Source organism: Clostridium sp. AM33-3 (assembly GCF_003480315.1).
GTDB lineage: Bacteria > Bacillota > Clostridia > Lachnospirales > Lachnospiraceae > Brotaphodocola.
The window spans coordinates 39,571-58,789 of record NZ_QUIV01000018.1 but is presented as its reverse complement, the minus strand read 5'-3'; the positions used below and the strand labels follow the sequence as shown (position 1 = coordinate 58,789).

16 protein-coding genes and 1 tRNA gene are annotated in these 19,219 nt (G+C 48.8%); 2 read left to right on the top strand and 15 right to left on the bottom strand.

Annotated features, from left to right (window positions below; translation table 11 throughout):
• Nucleotides 1–52 precede the first annotated feature (52 nt).
• The 13 genes from ytvI to DW819_RS11100 form a co-directional block, all read right to left on the bottom strand.
• Complete coding sequence (ytvI, locus tag DW819_RS11160; protein ID WP_118733349.1) at nt 53–1,165, bottom strand: sporulation integral membrane protein YtvI; 1,113 nt, start codon at nt 1,163–1,165, stop codon at nt 53–55.
• Between the two features lie 141 nt (nt 1,166–1,306).
• Complete coding sequence (gene hisC, locus DW819_RS11155; protein ID WP_118733348.1) at nt 1,307–2,365, bottom strand: histidinol-phosphate transaminase; 1,059 nt, start codon at nt 2,363–2,365, stop codon at nt 1,307–1,309.
• Nucleotides 2,362–3,609: a pyridoxal phosphate-dependent aminotransferase gene (locus tag DW819_RS11150; RefSeq protein ID WP_118733347.1), complete on the bottom strand. Its 1,248-nt coding sequence runs from the start codon at nt 3,607–3,609 to the stop codon at nt 2,362–2,364. Before DW819_RS11150 ends, hisC begins: the two co-directional genes overlap by 4 nt.
• A gap of 35 nt (nt 3,610–3,644) precedes the next feature.
• The gene (locus tag DW819_RS11145; RefSeq protein ID WP_118733346.1) at nt 3,645–4,934 is read right to left on the bottom strand and encodes an O-antigen polymerase; all 1,290 of its coding nucleotides are present in this window, start codon (nt 4,932–4,934) and stop codon (nt 3,645–3,647) included.
• 85 nt (nt 4,935–5,019) lie between these two features.
• Entirely contained in the window at nt 5,020–6,738 is a 1,719-nt protein-coding gene (gene ptsP, locus DW819_RS11140; protein ID WP_118733345.1) for a phosphoenolpyruvate--protein phosphotransferase, read from the bottom strand.
• Nucleotides 6,739–6,819: 81 nt separating this feature from the next.
• Complete coding sequence (locus DW819_RS11135; RefSeq protein ID WP_118733344.1) at nt 6,820–7,083, bottom strand: HPr family phosphocarrier protein; 264 nt, start codon at nt 7,081–7,083, stop codon at nt 6,820–6,822.
• Nucleotides 7,084–7,099: 16 nt separating this feature from the next.
• Nucleotides 7,100–8,458 (bottom strand): CdaR family protein, encoded by a 1,359-nt coding sequence (locus tag DW819_RS11130; protein ID WP_118733343.1) that lies wholly within the window; start codon nt 8,456–8,458, stop codon nt 7,100–7,102.
• Nucleotides 8,436–9,332: a diadenylate cyclase CdaA gene (gene cdaA / locus DW819_RS11125; protein ID WP_243025811.1), complete on the bottom strand. Its 897-nt coding sequence runs from the start codon at nt 9,330–9,332 to the stop codon at nt 8,436–8,438. Before cdaA ends, DW819_RS11130 begins: the two co-directional genes overlap by 23 nt.
• Nucleotides 9,333–9,422: 90 nt before the next feature.
• Nucleotides 9,423–10,397 carry an ABC transporter permease gene (locus DW819_RS11120; RefSeq protein WP_118733342.1) on the bottom strand — a complete coding sequence of 325 codons (975 nt, stop codon included), beginning with the start codon at nt 10,395–10,397 and terminating at the stop codon, nt 9,423–9,425.
• On the bottom strand, nt 10,375–10,821 hold the full coding sequence (locus DW819_RS11115) for a hypothetical protein (protein WP_118733341.1): 447 nt from the start codon (nt 10,819–10,821) through the stop codon (nt 10,375–10,377). The genes DW819_RS11120 and DW819_RS11115 overlap by 23 nt, the downstream gene beginning before the upstream one ends.
• 174 nt (nt 10,822–10,995) lie before the next feature.
• Nucleotides 10,996–12,450, bottom strand: a complete 1,455-nt coding sequence (gene guaB / locus DW819_RS11110) for an IMP dehydrogenase (RefSeq protein WP_118733340.1) — start codon at nt 12,448–12,450, stop codon at nt 10,996–10,998.
• 380 nt (nt 12,451–12,830) lie between these two features.
• Nucleotides 12,831–14,453 carry a chaperonin GroEL gene (gene groL, locus DW819_RS11105; RefSeq protein ID WP_118733339.1) on the bottom strand — a complete coding sequence of 541 codons (1,623 nt, stop codon included), beginning with the start codon at nt 14,451–14,453 and terminating at the stop codon, nt 12,831–12,833.
• Nucleotides 14,454–14,497: 44 nt separating this feature from the next.
• Nucleotides 14,498–14,782 carry a co-chaperone GroES gene (locus DW819_RS11100; protein ID WP_118733338.1) on the bottom strand — a complete coding sequence of 95 codons (285 nt, stop codon included), beginning with the start codon at nt 14,780–14,782 and terminating at the stop codon, nt 14,498–14,500.
• Between the two features lie 282 nt (nt 14,783–15,064).
• Here DW819_RS11100 and DW819_RS11095 point away from each other — a divergent pair, with 282 nt between their 5' ends.
• Entirely contained in the window at nt 15,065–15,664 is a 600-nt protein-coding gene (locus DW819_RS11095) for a hypothetical protein (protein WP_118733337.1), read from the top strand.
• Nucleotides 15,665–15,796: 132 nt separating this feature from the next.
• On the opposite strand, the gene DW819_RS11090 is transcribed toward DW819_RS11095, so the two are convergent.
• Both DW819_RS11090 and DW819_RS11085 read right to left on the bottom strand, forming a co-directional pair.
• Nucleotides 15,797–17,221: a PLP-dependent aminotransferase family protein gene (locus DW819_RS11090; protein WP_118733336.1), complete on the bottom strand. Its 1,425-nt coding sequence runs from the start codon at nt 17,219–17,221 to the stop codon at nt 15,797–15,799.
• A 24-nt stretch (nt 17,222–17,245) separates the two neighbouring features.
• Entirely contained in the window at nt 17,246–18,943 is a 1,698-nt protein-coding gene (locus tag DW819_RS11085; protein WP_118733335.1) for a glutamine--tRNA ligase/YqeY domain fusion protein, read from the bottom strand.
• Between the two features lie 174 nt (nt 18,944–19,117).
• Between DW819_RS11085 and DW819_RS11080 the strand changes: the two genes are divergently transcribed.
• Nucleotides 19,118–19,190 (top strand) — tRNA-Thr (locus DW819_RS11080).
• The last annotated feature ends 29 nt before the right edge of the window (nt 19,191–19,219 follow it).

The window sequence follows — 19,219 nt, the reverse complement described above, 5'->3', positions numbered from 1 at the left end:
TGTACGCGGTTTCCGGAACTTCGGACCTTTTAGTGGTTCCGTCTCAATATTTTTATTTCCGCACTTTCTGAATTTCCTCCCCAAGCTCTTTCGCGCTCTCTATCAGCCTGTCGAACGCGCCGTACTGGTACAGGTTCATCACAAAGATTCCAATCGGCACTGCGAGGATCATACCGGATATCCCGTGAATTTTAAAACCGATATACAAAAATACCAGTGTCCACAGCGGCGGTAGTCCCATAGAATCTCCTACGATTTTAGGCTGGATGACCTGGCGGGTGACCTGTGTCAGTACATAGAGAAGTGCCAATCCCGCAGCCAACGCATAATCTGCGGATAAAAGCTTGAAGACGGCCCATGGAATCAATATCGTTCCGGTTCCAAACAGAGGCAGGAAATCAAGGATTGCCACCAACACACCGATCAGGAACGCGTACCTGATCCCAAGTATCAGAAAACCAACGATCAGAATAACCGCTACCACAAACATGATACGAAACTGTGCCAGAAAATATCCGCCGATCAGCTTCTTTACATCCGTTTTCAGATAATGCACATAGCCTTTTATACTGTCCGGCAAATGTTTTCTCCAGAAGGCCATGATCTTATCCTGCTCCGCAATAAAAAAGTAAGACGAAAGAATTGTCACAACTACATTGACCAGTGCGTTCGGGATTCCTTTTGCTACATTTCCGGCTACTTCTACCGTCGGAGATGCAATTTTCTGTACAAGAAGGCTGGCTGCATGACCAATGTTTCCTGCCAGTTCCTGCCAGTTTGTCTGCACCTGTTCCGGCAGTCTGGAAAATAAACTGGCAAAGCGGATGGAAATTTCCCGCAGATCTGCTGAAACAATGTCGTACAATACCGGAAGATCTTTTGTCAGCTCCATAGCCTGTAAAATCAGCCTGGAGACGAGAAAATAACTGAGTCCGATAATTAAAGCCAGCACTGCCACAACAATCAGCACGGAGCTGTGTTTGCGTACCAGTTTCACCCGGCTTTCCAGAAAACGTACCAGCGGGTTGGCGATCATGGCAATGATCCAGCCGATCACAAAGGGCATGAAAAACTTTAAAAGCTTGGGTCCCAGTAGGCAGAGCAGCAGAATCTCCACCATCGGGATCACAATATTCAAAATCAAACGGGCATAACGTCTGTCCATACAATCACCTTCTTATTTCGTCCGTGACTGCTCTGCATTTTCATAATCACGGGCCAAAATCATGTCACACCGACTTTGTCGATGAGCTGATCGCTTTCATACTTTTCCCCGATATTTCCATTTTCATACCCAAAGATTGATCTACTCCGCCAGATATTTCTCCAGGAACGCAAACAGTGCTTCCATCTCCTCCCGCGTGCCAATGCTGATACGAAGATAATTAGAAAGCCTTGGCTGGTCAAAATAGCGCACATAAATCTGCTGCTGTTTCAGCGCCTCAAACAGCTCCTTTGCCGGAACCCGGTTATGAGAGGCAAAAATGAAGTTGGACATGGAGTCCGGGAAGGTAAATCCAAGCTCTGTCAGGCGGGTCTTTGACCATTCTCTGGTGTCGATAATCTTTTGGACCGTCTCCCGAAAATACGCGTCATCCTTCACGGTCTCCGTTCCCAGGATCAGAGACGGCATATTCATGGTGTAGGAGTTATAGGAATATTTGACATCATTCAGCGCCTTGATCAGATCTGGATGACCGATGGCAAAGCCGATGCGCATACCGGCCATGGAGCGGGATTTACTGAAGGTCTGTACCACCAGCAGGTTCTCGTACTTTGCAGTCAGTTCCAGAGCGGATTTTCCGCCAAAATCAATATATGCTTCATCTACGATCACCACCACGTCCTGATTATGACGGATGATATCCTCCACATTCTCTAACGATAACAGAAGGCCGGTCGGTGCGTTCGGATTCGGAAAGATCACACCGCCATTTTCACGGTAATAGTCTTCCGGACGAATACAGAACTGTTCATCCAGAGCCGGAGTCTCATAAGGAATGGCAAACAGGTCTGCCCAGACCTTGTAGAAGGAATAGCTCACATCCGGGAATAACACAGGTTTATCGGAGTTAAAGAAGGTCAGAAAGCTCATGGCAATGACATCATCGGATCCAACTCCGACAAACACCTGATCATCGCCCACACCGTAATACTCTGCCAACGCATGTACCAGATCGGATGCAGCCGGATCCGGATACTTGCGAAAGCGGTCAATATCCATATGTTTTAATGCCTCAGCCACCCCCGGCGCCGGCGGATATGGATTTTCATTGGTATTCAATTTGATCAGCCGGTCACCCTTCGGCTGCTCCCCCGGTACATAAGGAACTACTTTACGAATATTACTCTCCCATGCTCTCATCTTCGTGTCCTCCTGTCTGTCGTTTTTCGTTCTTTAAAATCCGATTGTTTCATCAGTCCATACTCTTTTGCCAACGCCTCAAATGCCGGCATGGAGCGCTCGATCTGCTCATATGATACGCAATAAGCAATACGAACGTAGCCCGGGCATGCAAAGGAGCTTCCCGGTACCAGAAGCAGATTGTGTTTCTGAGCCTGTGCACAGAACGCTTTATCATCCGCAACCGGAGCCTTCACAAACAGATAGAAAGCACCTTCCGGTCTGATACATTCAAAACCGTATTTCTTTAAGCTGTTATATAACAGATTCCTGTTTTTGTCATAAGCATCCAGATTCACAGCGGCCCCTTTCTCGATGCAGCGTTTGATCACCCGCTGGATCAGGGACGGAGCATTGACGCATCCGATCACCCGGTTTGCGATGGTTGCCGCAGTAAAGACATCTCTGCTCTCTGTCAGCTCATCCGGGATGACCAGATAACCGATACGCTCGCCCGGAAGGGATAAAGACTTACTGTAAGAATAGCATACCACAGTGTTTGCGTAGTATTTTGTCACATATGGCACCACTGCCCCATCATAAGCCAGTTCCCGGTAAGGCTCATCGGAAATCAGCACGATCTCGGTTCCAAACTCCGCACTTTTTTCCCGAAGGATGTCTGCCAGTCTGGTCAGGGTTGCATCCGAATAAATAACACCGGTCGGATTATTTGGAGTATTGATGATGACAGCCTTGGTACGTGCGGTAATCTTCCGGGCGAATTCTTCCAGATTCGGCTGGAAGTCCACCGTATTCGGAGATACCACAACCAGCTTTCCATCATAATTGCGCACGTAGTTTCCATACTCAACAAAGTATGGAGCAAAGGTCATGACCTCATCTTCCGGATCCAGGATGGTCTTTAAGATAATATTCAGACCACTGGCAGCACCTACGGTCATCAGGATATTTCCCTGATGAAATTTTGTACCAAAACGTCGGTTTAAATCGCAGGCGATGGTCTCGCGCACGTCTTCATAACCGGAATTGCTCATATAACCGTGGATGAAGGTGGATTCCTCTTCCTTCAGTGTTTCGAGAATGGAATCTTCCACCTCCTGCGGCGCCGGTACGTTTGGGTTTCCAAGACTGAAATCATAAACATTTTCCGCACCGTAAATGACTGCCAGGCGTTTTCCCTCTTCAAACATTACCCGGATCACAGAGTTATTCTGGACCAGCGGATTCATTTTTTTTGAAATCATTTCCATATCCTCCTCATCGCAGTATTTCATTTATATTACCAGCGGCTTGCCCGCAGATGGTAAAACAAAGCCATGATCCCGGTCAGGATCAGATAAAACCAGGTGGTCGTATTGGAAAACCAGGTGGTAAAAAAGGATAGCATCAGATATGCCGCAAACTGCGCATACAAAAGATATCCCAGTGGATTTCGCATCTCCCGGAGCTTCACGACCAGAACATAGGCAACAGCTCCCAGAATGCAGGAAAAAAGCAGCACTCCGATCCATCCAAAATCATAATAGGAATCATAAAACAGAGTCAGAGTGGTCAGCTCGGTCTTATCCACATAAATCGGGAAATTGATCAGCTGCGGAAAGAAAAACTTCAGTCCGGACAATGCCCACAGCGGAAACAGTCCCTTCAGCCCAAAGCTGTGCCCGGGAAGTGCTTCTACCATGCAATTGAAATTGTCATAGTTGTTTGCAATATAAATATATGGCTGACTGATAAAGATCGGCATGGATGCTCTCTTCATCTCAAAAATCCCGTTCAGATATTCAATATTATGGCTTCTTGCCACAGTCAGGATCAGATAAAACGGAAGCAGCACCACGAAAAGTCCCAGAAGCCATCCCGGATGAAACAGTTTCTGCAGGGAAATATAGGTAAACGCCGCCAGCAGCACTGCAAATACCAGCTGAAAACGGGATACGCAGAGGATCGGGATCAGCAGGGAAATGCCCGTCATGACCAGTGCAGCGATGAGAAGCTTCTCACTGCCCCGTCCGTTTCGCATATGAATATAGAGAACCGTCAGAGACGGGACCAGCACACAGGAGACTGTGAAATAATGAATTCCCGTGAGATGGAATTCCGAATAGGCATGCGGAACTCCACGTAAAAGCAGCGGTACATAGCCCAGCACGACCGACTCTGTAATAAAGCAGACAAGTGAGACTGCAGTAAGAGCGCAGATCATGGTAAATACCGGCCTTGGATCTCCGGAGAAGCTTCTCCAGCGGCCATAACCATCGTATCCGGATCCATACGCCTGGACCAGAGCTTCAAACACCAGCCAGAAGCCTATGTACGCCAGGAACAGGCAGAACCAGGTCATGCCTGACCAGTCCGTCTGCAAATTGCTCAGTTTCAGGCAGGCCAGTCCCTCGCCGCCTACCCAGAACAGAGAGAACAGACCACGCAGATGAATCAGATTCTTATATTTCCGGTAGTCCTCCATATAAAGCCAGATAGCCGCTGCCAGAAGCAGGACGCCGGATACCAGATAGTGGTCAAACCGGGCAAGTATATAAGATGCCAGATAACAGATAAGATAAACTGCCATGATCGTCTCTCCTCATGTAAATGTGTTTTCTTCTTTTTATAAATGGCTGCCGCCCGCAATGCAGGTGACAGCCAGTAATTCTGATTTATGCCTGACCAGCCGCAAAGGCTTTCATGTATGCCTCAACCTCCGCTGCGGTTGCAAAGCTCATGGCCTTGTCTGCCACAGCCTGAAGCTCCTCAACGCTGTACCCGGTGATCAGCTTTCTGGAAAACAGGATTGCAGATGCACTCATGCTGAACTCATTCAGGCCAAAAGCCAGAAGCAGCGGAATCATCAGCGGATCACTTGCCGCTTCTCCGCACATGCCTACCATGATGCCGGCTTCTCGTCCGCAGGTGATAATGCGTTTGATGCTGCGCAGCACAGCCGGATTAAACGTGGAATACAGATAAGACACTTTATCATTTCCGCGATCCACGGACATGGTGTACTGGGTCAGGTCATTGGTTCCGATGCTGAAGAATGCTGCTTCCTTTGCAAATACATCTGCCATCAGGGATGCAGCCGCTGTCTCCACCATGATACCAACTTCTATATCTTTTTTATAAGGGATGTTCTTTTCATCCAGTTCTTTCTTGATTTCTTCGATCAGAGCCTTTGCCTCGCGAAGCTCTTCGATACAGGTCACCATCGGCACCATGATCTTGATATTGCCATAAGCGCTGGCACGCAGCAGTGCGCGCAGCTGAGGTCTGTATACATCATCTTTGCGATCCAGGCAGAAACGGATTGCACGGTAGCCCAGGAACGGATTCTCATCCCGGGTAAGACCCATATACGGAATTTCCTTGTCACCGCCGATGTCCAGCGTGCGGATGATAACCGGTTTTCCTTTCAGTCCTTCTGCCACCGCTTTATATGCCTCAAACTGCTCTTCCTCCGTTGGCATAGCCGTGCGGTCCATAAACAGAAATTCTGTACGGAACAGGCCTACACCCTCGCCGTCATACTGAAGAACCTTTTCCAGATCCTCCGGCTTTCCGATGTTGGCAACCAGCTCAATGTGCACACCGTCCTTAGTCACGGTCGGCTTTCCAATGTACTGCTCCAGCTCCTTTTTCTCTTTCAGGAATTTTTCACGTTTGGCGGAAAACTCATCTACCACAGCCTGGTCCGGATCTACATAAACGATACCTTCACTTCCATCTAATACGATCACATGACCATTCTCGACCTGGCTCATCAGATCTGGTACTGCCACTACTGCAGGAATCTCCAGCGCCCGGGCCAGGATCGCACTGTGGGAGGTCTTGCCCCCAAGTTCTGTGACAATGCCGGCTACATTTTCCGGTCTGATCCCTGCTGTCATGGACGGGGTAAGATCCTTCGCAACCAGGATGGTGCCTGCCGGAAGTGCTGCGATATCCACGCTCTCCAGGCCAAGCAGTTCCCGCTGCATACGCTCCTTGATATCACGCATGTCGGTTGCTCTCTGCTGCATCAGCTCGTCATCCATGGATGCAAACATATCAGCATAGGTGGTGCAGACCTGCTCGATCGCATATTCTGCGCAGATGCTTTCTCCGGTAATGGCCGTCTCAATCTCTCCGGTCAGCATCGGATCCATCAGAAGCATCATATGGCCCTGCATGATCTCTGCTTCCTTCTCCCCTACTCTGGTCGCAAGATCTGCCGCAAGCTCCTCGGTTTTCTTAAGCGTAGTGTCTAGCGCTCCCTTAAAACGCTCCACCTCGGCTGCTGCATCTGCTACAGCCTCCCGTCTGATCACCAGCTCTTTTTCTTCTACGATCACGGCCTTCCCAATGCCGATTCCAGAAGAAACATTTGTACCTTTTAACATGATACATCCTCCTTATTAATCATTTATTTATATATGGAACCGCAGAACCAAATCTGCGGATCGCATCATTCTGATGGCCTTTTACTCCCCAAGGCCGCTTTCGATCACACCAATGACCCCATCCAGGGCTTCCTGTTCATCCGGTCCGTCACAAATGAACTCCACCTCATCGCCGCACTTGATGCAGGCACCCAGCACGCTGAGCACACTTTTCGCGTTAGATGTGGTGTTACCAGAATGAAATTTGATCGATGATTTGTACTTGATGGCTTCATTACATAACACCCCGGTCGGGCGAAGATGAAGTCCTGATACATTTTTGATAACAATTTTTCTGCTAACCATGTTATCCCTCTTTCTGTCAGCCGGCGTTTGCGCCGCTCGTCTCTGTGTCTTGTATTTTTGTATTGCTGTTTTCTGCAGAAGAATCTTCCTCATCTGCCTCTTCCTCATCTGCCGTTGTCTGATCCAGCTGGGCTGCAGGACCTCCCGCTGTCACTTCCACGCTGAATGCAGAAACCGACAGCAATTTAAAGTTCTTGCCGAGGCCACCCATATTCAGGGTGCCGGTATAGGTTCCCAGCTGCATGCCGGACAAATTCACCGTTGCCTTTAAGTCTGCCGGCTTGAGTGTGTTCAGATCTTCCTTCAATCCCTGAAGCTTCACTTCGATCCGCGCCGGAGACAGATGGTAATGATAATAATCTGCACCATTCTCCATAGAAATATCCGGCTCTCCCAGAGTTATGATCCTGGTGGTAAGCTGTTCGACCTTCAAGCGAATGGTCACATTTGCATCATCTGTATTGGCCAGACTTACATCCTCCGGAAGATAATCATTTAAATTAACGGTCACCACCTTATCCTGCATTGCCCCTGCTACACTGAGTACCGAAGACGGTATCGTGATCTTATTAACGGATGCCAGGCTGTTCTTAAGCCCCAGAACGGAAATACTCTTGATGCTGCACTCCACACCCGTATACTGATAACCGGAAGCTGCTGTTCCCGTTACCTCGAAATCAAGTGGCAGATTTTTCACCTTGCTGACCTCCAGGCTGTACTGGATCTCTGCCGGACTTACGTGTACCCGGTCACTGACTGTAATTTCATTGCCGTTGGCATCATAAAATACCGGCTCAGCTGTTCCGTCTGTTCCACTTTCCAGTCCATTCACATTCAATTCAATACCGACATGATTGATCAGGCCTATCTGAGAGGTTGGTCCCTCCACCATAACATGATCCGGAGTCAGGATTGCCTTATTGATCGCGTAATCCTCTGCCAGATTTCCGTAGGTATTCATGATCAGCGAAAACTGTTTGCTCTGCAGCTCTTCTGTCTGAATACGCACTACGCCCGGACGGCTCTCTGCGTTAGATATCAGTTCCTTGTTATTCAGTACTTCGATTTTGACCTGTACCGATCCGGTCACATCGTAAAGCTCAGCCAGATCTACATAGGCACGGAAATCGGAGGAACGGATCTTATATGCATCTTTGACGCGAACATCAAAATATACGGTCACCGTGTCTTTTCCGCCCAGTTCATAGGTTCTTCCTGCTTTGGTCAGCACCTGCTCGTTCACAATCTCCAGCGGGACCTCCTTGCTTCCGGTCACCTCCGGGTTTGAGACATTTACAACGATCAGCCACATAAAAAACGCCAGAAAACAGGAAAGAATCTTCAGTCCAAGATTATTTATCAGCTTTTCTTTCATTTCTGCGCTTTCCCTTCCAGATCTTTAACAGTGTTCCATTGGTTTCTTCCTGAGCTTCAGCCACTGCCAGTGCTTTTCGCAGCTCGTCTGCTGTCGCAACCTTTCTCAGTCCACCCTTTTCCACTACGGAAACTCGTCCGGTCTCCTCCGAAACTACTACAGTGATGCTGTCTGTCACCTCGCTGATACCGACTGCTGCACGGTGTCTGGTTCCCAGATCTTTGCTGATGGTCATATTGTCGGACAATGGCAGATAACAGGTTGCTGCCGTCACGCGGTTGCCGCGAATCACGACCGCACCGTCATGAAGAGGAGTGTTATGTTCAAAAATATTGATCAGAAGCTGGCTGCTTACCAGTCCATTGATCTCAATGCCGGTACGTTCAATCTCTTTTAAGGAAACATTGCGCTCAATCACCATCAGGGCCCCCGTCTTTACCTTGGCCATCTCAAAGGTAGCCTTGACGATCTCATTGACCGTGCGGTCAGAAAAGCCCTGATTTTCCCGGTTATCATCAAACGAAAACAGCTCAGAAATCAGATTCCGGCTTCCAAGCTGCTCCAGCGCCTTGCGCAGCTCCGGCTGGAATATGATCACCAGCGCCGTTACCGCGATACCGCCGGTTCTTCCAAGGATCCAGAGGATCGTGTCCCAGTGAAAGATTGCTGCCGCCACTGCAAACGCCATGATCATGGCAATGCCGCGCAGCAGATACCAGGCCTTGGTACTCTTGATCCATAAAAGCGCATAATAAACCAGGATCGTCAGGATGATGATCTCGGTAACATTTGAAAATGTAATTCTTGGCAAAAAGGAAATCCAGGAGCGCATGCCCTGAAAAACCATCTCCAAATCCTGGAAAATGCCAGTCATACCTGGTCCTCTCTTTCTTAACTATATCCTCATCGTGTTCTGCCCACGACTCTGCGACAGTCCGCTGCGGCACTGCTGTAAGCCGCCTGCCTACCTGCGCTCCTTGTAGTTTTCTGTTCCCCGGTCATGTCTGCCGCGCACGGGGTTGTTGATGCGCTGAACTTTTACATCTGTACGCGTAACTGCTACCTTGGGAACTGCTTTTACATAGTATACGTAATCATCATCCTCATATTGTACGTATTCTGTACGCGTGTAATCTACTGTGAATACAAAGAAATGATACAGCAGTGCCACCGCCATGGAAAACAGTGCTCCGATCAGAAGCTGCAGTACCGGCATGGATACATGAAACAGGAAATCACCCACAAAGACCGCTGCCAGCTGCGCAATGGTTCCGGTCACAATAGCAATCTCCCATGCGTAATCCAGTGACATGTTGTGAAGCAGATACACGCAGAGGATGCCGACTGCGCACACCATGACCATGAGCATCATTTCCGGATTCAGCAGAAGATTCCGGATGATCTGCACAAATTTCTGGGTAATATCCACCGAGGTGTCATTTGTCAGCAGGCCGGCATTCTGCTTGACATAGGAAATGATGAAGGCGATCACCACTCCGCTTCCTACCGGTATCACGGTAAGAAGGCTTCCGGACAATCCTGCCAGAAGAGGCACTGCGAATGGGATTTTCAGTAAAAATGCCATAGGCGTCAGCACCAGCCAGAAGCTGTCCCCAGGCTGGAATCCGTAATACAGCAGGATCAGAATGATCAGGATGACTGCCGTAATGAGCGCAGTCTCCATAGATACTGCATAGATGTGTGCCAGCATGACTGCTCCCAACAGGCACCCGATCGTGCCATAAGGAAGAAACGCACTGAAAAGTGCCACCACTGCCATGGCCACAGGACCGGTAAGCTCTGTTTGGTAACCAATATTGCCATTCAGCAATGCCATAGCCACGAAGCTGTATATAAATTTGATAACACCGTTGACCGGTGTCGCGTATTTTCCGTAAAATGATTTCAGCCGTTCTTTAAGTACGAGAAACATCATCATAGCGGCTGCCCTCCTTTGTCAGTTCTCTGGTACGGTTCTGAACATCGTACCGTTTTTCCAGTCTTTTCAGCTTTGCGATATAAACCCGCATGCTGCGCCGTGCATATTCATAGCGCCTGCTGCTGACAAACCAGGTTATGATCAGATACAGGATCAGACCTGTCACATACAAAACAGCGCCGGTTCTGGCTGCAGCGATCACTGCATCCAATTCCATCACATTCAGAAGCTGTTCCATGTTGGAAAGCACCCACATCATGGCACATAAAATGAAGCAGACCGTATAGGCAAAAAATGAGCGGAGCATCCGGCCACTGATATAATCACTGCGGAAATAGCGGCTTGCCGGAAAGATATGTTTCCTCTCATGTTTTTCAAACATGGCAATGCTTGTCATCAGTCTGATCTTGTCTTCATTCAGCATAAAGTCATTCTCCATCTTCTATCAAAACATAGTAACTTAGATTTTACCATAATTTTTCTGTCAATGCCACCATTCCATCTAGTTTTTTTCTGTATTTTCAGTATAACACAAAAATACCGCCATGTAAAACACGGCGGTATTCTGGTTCTTTATCTTGACTTGTAATTAACGATTTTATTCATCCACACTGTAGTTCGGAGCCTCTTTGGTGATGTGGATGTCATGCGGATGGCTCTCTTTCAGGGATGCTGCGGAAATCTTTACGAAACGTCCGGTCTCCTGTAAGGTCGGGATGTCTTTTGCTCCACAGTAGCCCATACCGGAACGGAGTCCACCAAGCATCTGGAATACGGTATCCTCTACCATGCCCTTGTATGCAACACGGCCCTCAACGCCTTCCGGAACCAGCTTCTTTGCATCAGACTGGAAATAGCGGTCCTTGCTGCCGTTCTCCATTGCTGCAATAGAGCCCATGCCACGGTATACTTTGTACTTTCTGCCCTGATACAGCTCGAAAGTTCCCGGGCTCTCGTCACATCCGGCAAACATGCTTCCCATCATGCAGACATTACCTCCAGCCGCAATGGCCTTTGTGATATCTCCGGAGTACTTAATACCGCCATCTGCGATGATCGGAATACCGTGCTCTTTTGCGACTGCATAACAGTCCATAACTGCAGTGATCTGCGGAACACCAATACCTGCAACCACACGGGTAGTACAGATTGAGCCAGGTCCGATACCAACCTTGACAGCATCCACGCCAGCCTCGATGAGAGCTTTGGTTGCTTCGCCGGTTGCTACATTACCTGCGATAACCTGCAGATCCGGATAAGCCTCCTTGATCATTCTGACACAGCGCAGTACATTCTCAGAATGTCCGTGAGCAGAATCGAGAACAACCACATCCACATGAGCCTTAACCAGTGCGCTGACACGTTCTAAAACATTTGCAGTAATACCAACGGCCGCGCCGCAGAGCAGGCGTCCCTGTTCGTCCTTTGCAGACAGCGGATATTTGATCTGTTTCTCGATATCCTTGATGGTGATAAGTCCCTTTAAATTGAAATCATCATCTACGATCGGAAGCTTCTCGACTCTTGCCTTTGCAAGAATGCGTTTTGCTTCGGTAAGGGTGATTCCCTCTTTCGCGGTAACCAGATGCTCAGAAGTCATACACTCCTTGATCTTTTTCGAGAAATCCTCCTCGAATTTCAAGTCACGGTTCGTGATAATACCAACCAGCTTGCGTCCCTCTGTGATCGGCACACCGGAGATGCGGAACTTTGCCATAAGCTCGTCTGCGTCTTTTAAGGTATGCTCCGGGGAGAGGAAAAACGGATCTGTGATGACACCATTCTCTGAACGTTTTACCTTATCTACTTCCTCTGCCTGTGCTTCAATTGACATGTTCTTGTGAATGATACCAATACCGCCCTGACGCGCCATGGCAATTGCCATACGGTGTTCTGTAACGGTATCCATACCCGCACTCATAAGTGGAATGTTCAGTTTGATTTTCTTGGTCAGATAGGTGGTTAAATCTACCTGATTCGGAATAACCTGTGAATAAGCCGGCACCAGGAGCACATCGTCAAACGTAATGCCCTCACCAATAATTGTACCCATTATTCGTTTCCTCTCTTTCTTTAGTTTTATGTTCATAAAGATTCCATGGCAATCGCATTTTTATTATTAGCGCAGCTAATATTTCATTGCCGTGGAATCTATTTGACTTATTAATTGCATATTGTAGCAAATTTCTGTCCGCTTGTCAAATACTTCTGCGAGGAAATTGTCCGCGTATATTTTTAGGCAAAAAAAGCAGGCGAAACCAACTCGATTGGAGTGATTTCGCCTGTGCGTTTGTTGGATATTTCTTACCAAAGATCCACTCGTGAACCCCGCGCTGACGCGCTCCATGTCTGCTGACGCAGACGGTTCACTCGTTAGTGGCGCATGAAAAATAAATGTCTGCTTCGCAGCCGCTTATTTTTCCTTTGCGCTCACTACATCATTCCGCCCATACCGCCGCCTGCCGGCATAGCCGGAGTCTCTTCCTTAATGTTAGCTACTACAGACTCAGTAGTCAGAAGGGTGGATGCCACGCTGGTTGCGTTCTGCAGTGCGCTTCTGGTTACCTTAGCAGGATCAAGGATACCGGCCTTTATCATGTCTACATACTCTTCCTTGTACGCATCAAAGCCAAAACCTACCGGAGACTCTTTTACCTTGTTAATGATAACAGAGCCCTCAAGACCTGCGTTTGCGGAGATATGGAACAGCGGAGCTTCCAGAGCTTTCAGGATAATCTTACCGCCGGTCTTCTCATCGCCCTCAAGAGCGTCTACTACAGACTTGATCTCCTGGGTTACATGTACATATGCAGAACCGCCGCCTGCGATGATACCTTCCTCAACTGCTGCTCTTGCTGCAGACAGCGCATCCTCCATACGGAGCTTTGCTTCCTTCATCTCAGTCTCGGTTGCAGCGCCAACGCGGATAACAGCTACACCGCCTGCCAGCTTTGCAAGACGCTCCTGCAGTTTTTCTTTATCGAACTCAGAAGTGGTCTCTGCGATCTGAGCACGGATCTGGGCAACTCTTGCAGCAATCTCTTCCTTGTTGCCGCAGCCGTCAACGATGATGGTGTTCTCCTTCTGTACTTTAACAGATTTCGCACGACCAAGCTGTTCCATGGTGGTATCTTTCAGTTCCAGACCAAGCTCCTCGGAGATAACAGTACCGCCGGTCAGGATAGCCAGGTCTTTTAACATCTCTTTTCTTCTGTCGCCATAGCCCGGTGCTTTCACACCCACAACAGTAAAGGTTCCTCTTAACTTGTTGACGATCAGGGTAGTCAGAGCCTCGCCCTCGATATCCTCTGCCACGATCAGCAGCTTGGAACCGGACTGTACAATCTGCTCCAGAACCGGAAGGATCTCCTGAATGTTGGAAATCTTCTTATCGGTAATCAGGATGTACGGGTCATCCAGATTTGCTTCCATCTTGTCCATATCGGTGCACATATAAGCGGACACATAACCACGGTCGAACTGCATACCTTCTACGAGGTCAAGCTCAGTCTTCATGGTCTTGGACTCCTCAATGGTGATAACGCCGTCCTTGGAAACCTTCTCCATAGCGTCTGCTACCATCTCGCCGACTTCATCGTCTGCTGCGGAAATAGATGCAACACGCGCGATGCTATCACGGCCGGAGATTGGCTGGCTCATCTTTGCGATTGCCTCAACAGCAGCCTCGGTTGCTTTCTTCATGCCCTTTCTTAATACGATCGGGTTAGCGCCTGCTGCCAAGTTCTTCATGCCTTCGTTGATCATAGCCTGAGCCAGAACGGTTGCGGTCGTGGTACCATCACCAGCTACATCGTTGGTCTTGGTAGCTACCTCCTTTACCAGCTGTGCACCCATGTTTTCAAATGGGTCTTCCAGCTCGATCTCTTTCGCGATGGTCACACCATCATTGGTGATGAGCGGAGCACCGAAAGACTTGTCAAGAACTACGTTTCTTCCTTTCGGTCCAAGGGTCACACGAACAGTATCTGCTAACTGATTTACGCCTGCTTCCAGAGCTTTTCTGGCTTCAACGCCATATTTAATCTGCTTTGCCATGATTCAAAATCCTCCAGTTTCTATCAATAATATATAGATATATCTTACTCGATTACTGCCAGAATATCATTCTGCTTTACAACAACGTACTTCTCATCATCAACCTCTACTTCGGTTCCGGAGTACTTGGAGTAGATAACCTTGTCACCTGCTTTTACCTGCATGGTGATCTCTTTTCCGTCAACCACACCGCCAGGTCCTACTGCTACAACTTCTGCCTGCTGCGGTTTCTCTTTTGCCTGGCCCGGAAGCACGATACCAGATTTGGTAGTCTCCTCTGCCACAAGCTGTTTTAATACAACCCGATCAAATAACGGTACTAATTTCATGGATAACTCCTCCTTACATCGAATCTATTTTTGTTGCGATCCACATGTTGTGAACGAACGCTTTTCTTTTCGGGGACTCTTAAAACCCCTCTCTGATGTACATTACCATTTATAGCACGTGTTGTTAGCACTGTCAATAGTCGAGTGCTAATTTTATCGAATTTTTATAACTTTCCCCTTTCTTTTTTATTCTCTTCGTATTAGAATTACTTTTATAAAGAATATTCGTAACTGCAAAGAAATGGAACCGGAACGAATGTTCAAAGAAAGGAGTACAGGGGTATGGCAAAAAAAGCTTTTGGAAAACTGGCAGCCCTCTTAACCATTGCAGGAGCTGCTGCAGCCGGCATTTCTTACCTGACGAAATACCGGTCTTTTAACAAGGAGCTGGATGAAGATTTCCACGATTTTGAGGATGAGGACGAGACCGAAGTGCCGGACAGTACCATGAGCCGCAACTATGTTTCCCTCCATGCAGATAAGGACGAGTTTCTGGTAGCCGCAGGCGACATGATGAACGCCGCCAAGGATGCTGCCAGTGCTGCAAAAAATATGGTAAAGGATGCTGCTGCTATCGTGGCCGATAACACCCGCGAGGCCGTGAGTGTTGCCAGAGACGGTGCGCAGAAAGCTGCCGCTTCAGCAGAAGATACCGTAGAAAAGGCTGAAAGCGCTGCTGAGGACGCTGTGATCAAAACTGCAGACGCCATGGAAAGTGCGGTGGAAACCGTCTCCGATACCATGGAAGAAACCGCTGCAAAGCTGGAAGCTGCTGCTGATCAGGCAGAAGAGATTACTGTTGATGAGGAACCGGCTGAGAAACAGCCTGTTTCCGGCGAAGAGGTCTCTGCCACAACAGTCAGCGAAGACACAGAGGCATAACATCATGTATAACGCAGAAAGCAGGACATGGAGTTTTCTTACTCTCCATATCCTGCTTCTTTATTTCATAAGAAATTGCATCCTACGAAGCAAAAAAGCACTCCGCAGGAATGCGCCAAGGTACATTCTTTTTCATGTTTCTGAAAAATCTGCGTTCTGAATCCCCCAGCATGTTTTGAGAAGGTGTATGCCGTCTACGATCTGCTCCTCGCTCAGGCTTGCATACCCAAGCACCACAGTCGACGGGCGGTGGTTGTGTTCCGGGTGAATGAAATAGCTGTTCAGACCATAGACCCTAACTCCTGCTTCTGCCGCTTTCCGGATCAGTGCTTTCTCCGGCACGCCGTTTCTGGATGTCAGCAGAATATGAAGACCTGCATGCTCTCCACGTATCTCAAACTGTTTTCGCAGCGGTTCCACCTGCTCCAGCAAAAGATCATGCTTGGTTTTGTAGATCGCACGCATCCGGTTTAAATGCCGTTCAAAATGTCCTCCTGATAAAAACTGATACAAAATGTTCTGATCAATGCGTGACACCGTAGAAGCATAGAAAGAAGTCTGGCTGCGGTAACGGACTAAAAGTGAAAGCGGCAGTACCAGATAGCTGACACGGATAGCCGGCGCAATGCATTTGGAAAACGTGCCAAGATAAATCACCCTGCCATTCCGGTCCATGCCCTGAAGCGCCGGAATCGGCTTTCCGCGATACCGGAATTCACTGTCGTAATCATCCTCTATAATATAACGGTCCGGCGCCTCCTGGGCCCACTTTAAGAGCTCCTGTCTCCGCCCGACCGGCATAACGATTCCCGTCGGGAACTGATGAGATGGCATCACATAGGCCACATTTGCCCCGCATTCAGCCAAAAGCTCCGGCTCCATGCCATTTGCGTCCATCTCCACCGGGCAGACCTCATAGCCCAGGCTCTGGAAGACCCGGTAGGCCTGTTTGTAGGTCGGGTTTTCCATGGCGATCACGTGTCTTCCTTCGAGGATCTGGGACAGCAGCATCAGCAGATACTCACTTCCCGCACCTACAATGATCTGCTCCGGGCTGCAGTTGACACCGCGTGCCGAATGCAGATAGCTGCGTATTGCCTCCCGAAAGCCAGGTTCTCCCTGGTGATTTCCGGAATGAAACATCTCTTTGTTGTCATCTACCAGAGTATTCCGGCTCAGCTTTCTCCACACATGGTATGGAAAGCTGTCCAGGTCAATGCCCCGCGGCGAAAAATCGACGCGCCAACCGGCATCCGGCTCTACGGTAGTCTCCATCTCGCCGGTGCCGGTTGCTCCGGTCTCCACCAGTTCCTCCAGATGACTGACAAAATAGCCGCGGCACGGCCGGGCTTCCATGTATCCCTCGGCAAGCAGCTGGTCATAGGCCATCTGCGTTGTGCTGCGGCTGACTTTCAAATGCTCCGCCAGCACCCGCGTGGATGGAAGCCGTTCCCCTGCTTTTAAGGAACCGTTTCGGATCTCCGCGCGGATGTGGGAGTATATCTGTTCATACAGTGGTTTTTTTGACCGGGAATCAAGCGGAATCAACAGTTCCATAATCCTATCCCCTAATCCAATCGATTATTTCTGAATCTTAAAGGAGCTCTTTAAGGAAACGATACGGTTAAACACCGGCTCGCCCGGCTTGCTGTCCTTGCAGTCCGCACAGAAGAAGCCATTGCGGACAAACTGGAAACTGTCATAAGCCTTTGCCTCTGCAAGAGCCGGCTCAACATAACAATTCTTTAAGATAGTCAGAGAGTTCGGGTTTAAGTTGAGGCTTCCATCCTCGTTTAACTTGCCCTTTTCCTCATCTACAATATTCTCATACAGGCGGACCTCAACCTGCTTTGCAGTCTCGGCTGCAACCCAGTGGATGGTGCCCTTTACCTTACGCTCACAGAAGCCGGAACCGCTCTTGGTAGCCGGATCGTAGGTTGCGTGTACGACCGTGATATTGCCGTTCTCATCCTTCTCAAAGCCTGTACAGGTTACAAAGTACGCACTCATAAGACGAACCTCATTGCCCGGGAACAGACGGAAGTATTTGCGCGGCGGTTCCTCCATAAAGTCCTCACGCTCAATATAGAGCTCTCTGCCGAACGGAACCATGCGGGAGCCAAGCTCCGGATTCTCCAGATTGTTCGGAACCTCGAGCATCTCTGTCTGGCCTTCCGGATAGTTGTCAATGACCAGCTTCACCGGATCCAGGATTGCCATCATGCGGGCCTTCTTTAATTTCAGATCCTCACGGATACAGTACTCAAGCATAGCATAGTCAACTGAGCTGTTTGCCTTGGATACGCCAACCAGGTCTACAAATTTGCGGATCGCTTCCGGAGTGTAGCCCCGTCTGCGCAGCGCAGCAATGGAAACCAGACGCGGATCATCCCAGCCGTCTACAATGCCGTCTTCAACAAGCTTCTTGATGTAACGCTTACCGGTGATCACGTTTGTCAGGTACAGCTTTGCAAACTCAATCTGACGCGGCGGATTCTCAAACTCACACTCGCGTACCACCCAGTCATACAGCGGACGGTGGTCCTCAAACTCCAGGGTACAGATGGAATGGGTAATATGCTCAATGGCATCCTCGATCGGATGGGCAAAGTCATACATCGGGTAAATGCACCATGCATCGCCGGTGTTGTGGTGTGTCATACGGGCTACACGGTAGATGACCGGGTCTCTCATGTTGATATTCGGAGAAGCCATATCAATCTTGGCACGAAGCACCTTCTCACCATCCTGATACTTGCCCTCTTTCATTTCCTCAAAAAGCTTTAAGTTCTCCTCGATGCTGCGGTTGCGGTACGGGCTTTCCTTACCCGGGGTGGTGAAATCACCGCGATATTCCCGGATCTGATCCGCAGTCAGGTCACAGACGAAGGCTTTTCCTTTCTTTATAAGAAGAACCGCGCACTCGTACATCTGCTGGAAGTAGTTGGATGCGAAGAACAGTCTGTCTTCAAAGTCTGCGCCCAGCCACTTGACATCCGCCATGATAGACTCGACAAACTCGGTTTTTTCCTTGGTCGGGTTGGTATCATCAAATCTTAAGTTGAACTTGCCGCCGTATTTCTGGGCAAGACCGTAGTTTAATAAAATGGACTTTGCATGTCCGATATGCAGGTAACCGTTCGGCTCCGGCGGGAAACGGGTCTGAACGTGATCGTAAACACCCTCCGCCAGATCTTTATCGATCTCCTGCTCAATAAAGTTCTTGGAAACAACATCTTTCTCTTCCGCTGTCTCTAAAACTTCTTTTTCTTTTTCCATCGTGAAGTCCTCCATACTGTTTGCGGGCGTCTTGCTTTATGCCGCATGATAATAACTTATCATAACACATTTCCCTGAAATGGGAAAGGGGGTAAATGGGTTCCAAATTTTTTTCATTTTTTTCAAAAATACTGTTGACATTCCGCAAATCCCATGCTATATTATACGAGGTTCGCTGCTGTGGCTCAGTCGGTAGAGCGTCGCATTGGTAGTGCGGAGGTCACGGGTCCGATTCCCGTCAGCAGCTTTCATAAAGCCGAAGATCTTTGAAGTCAA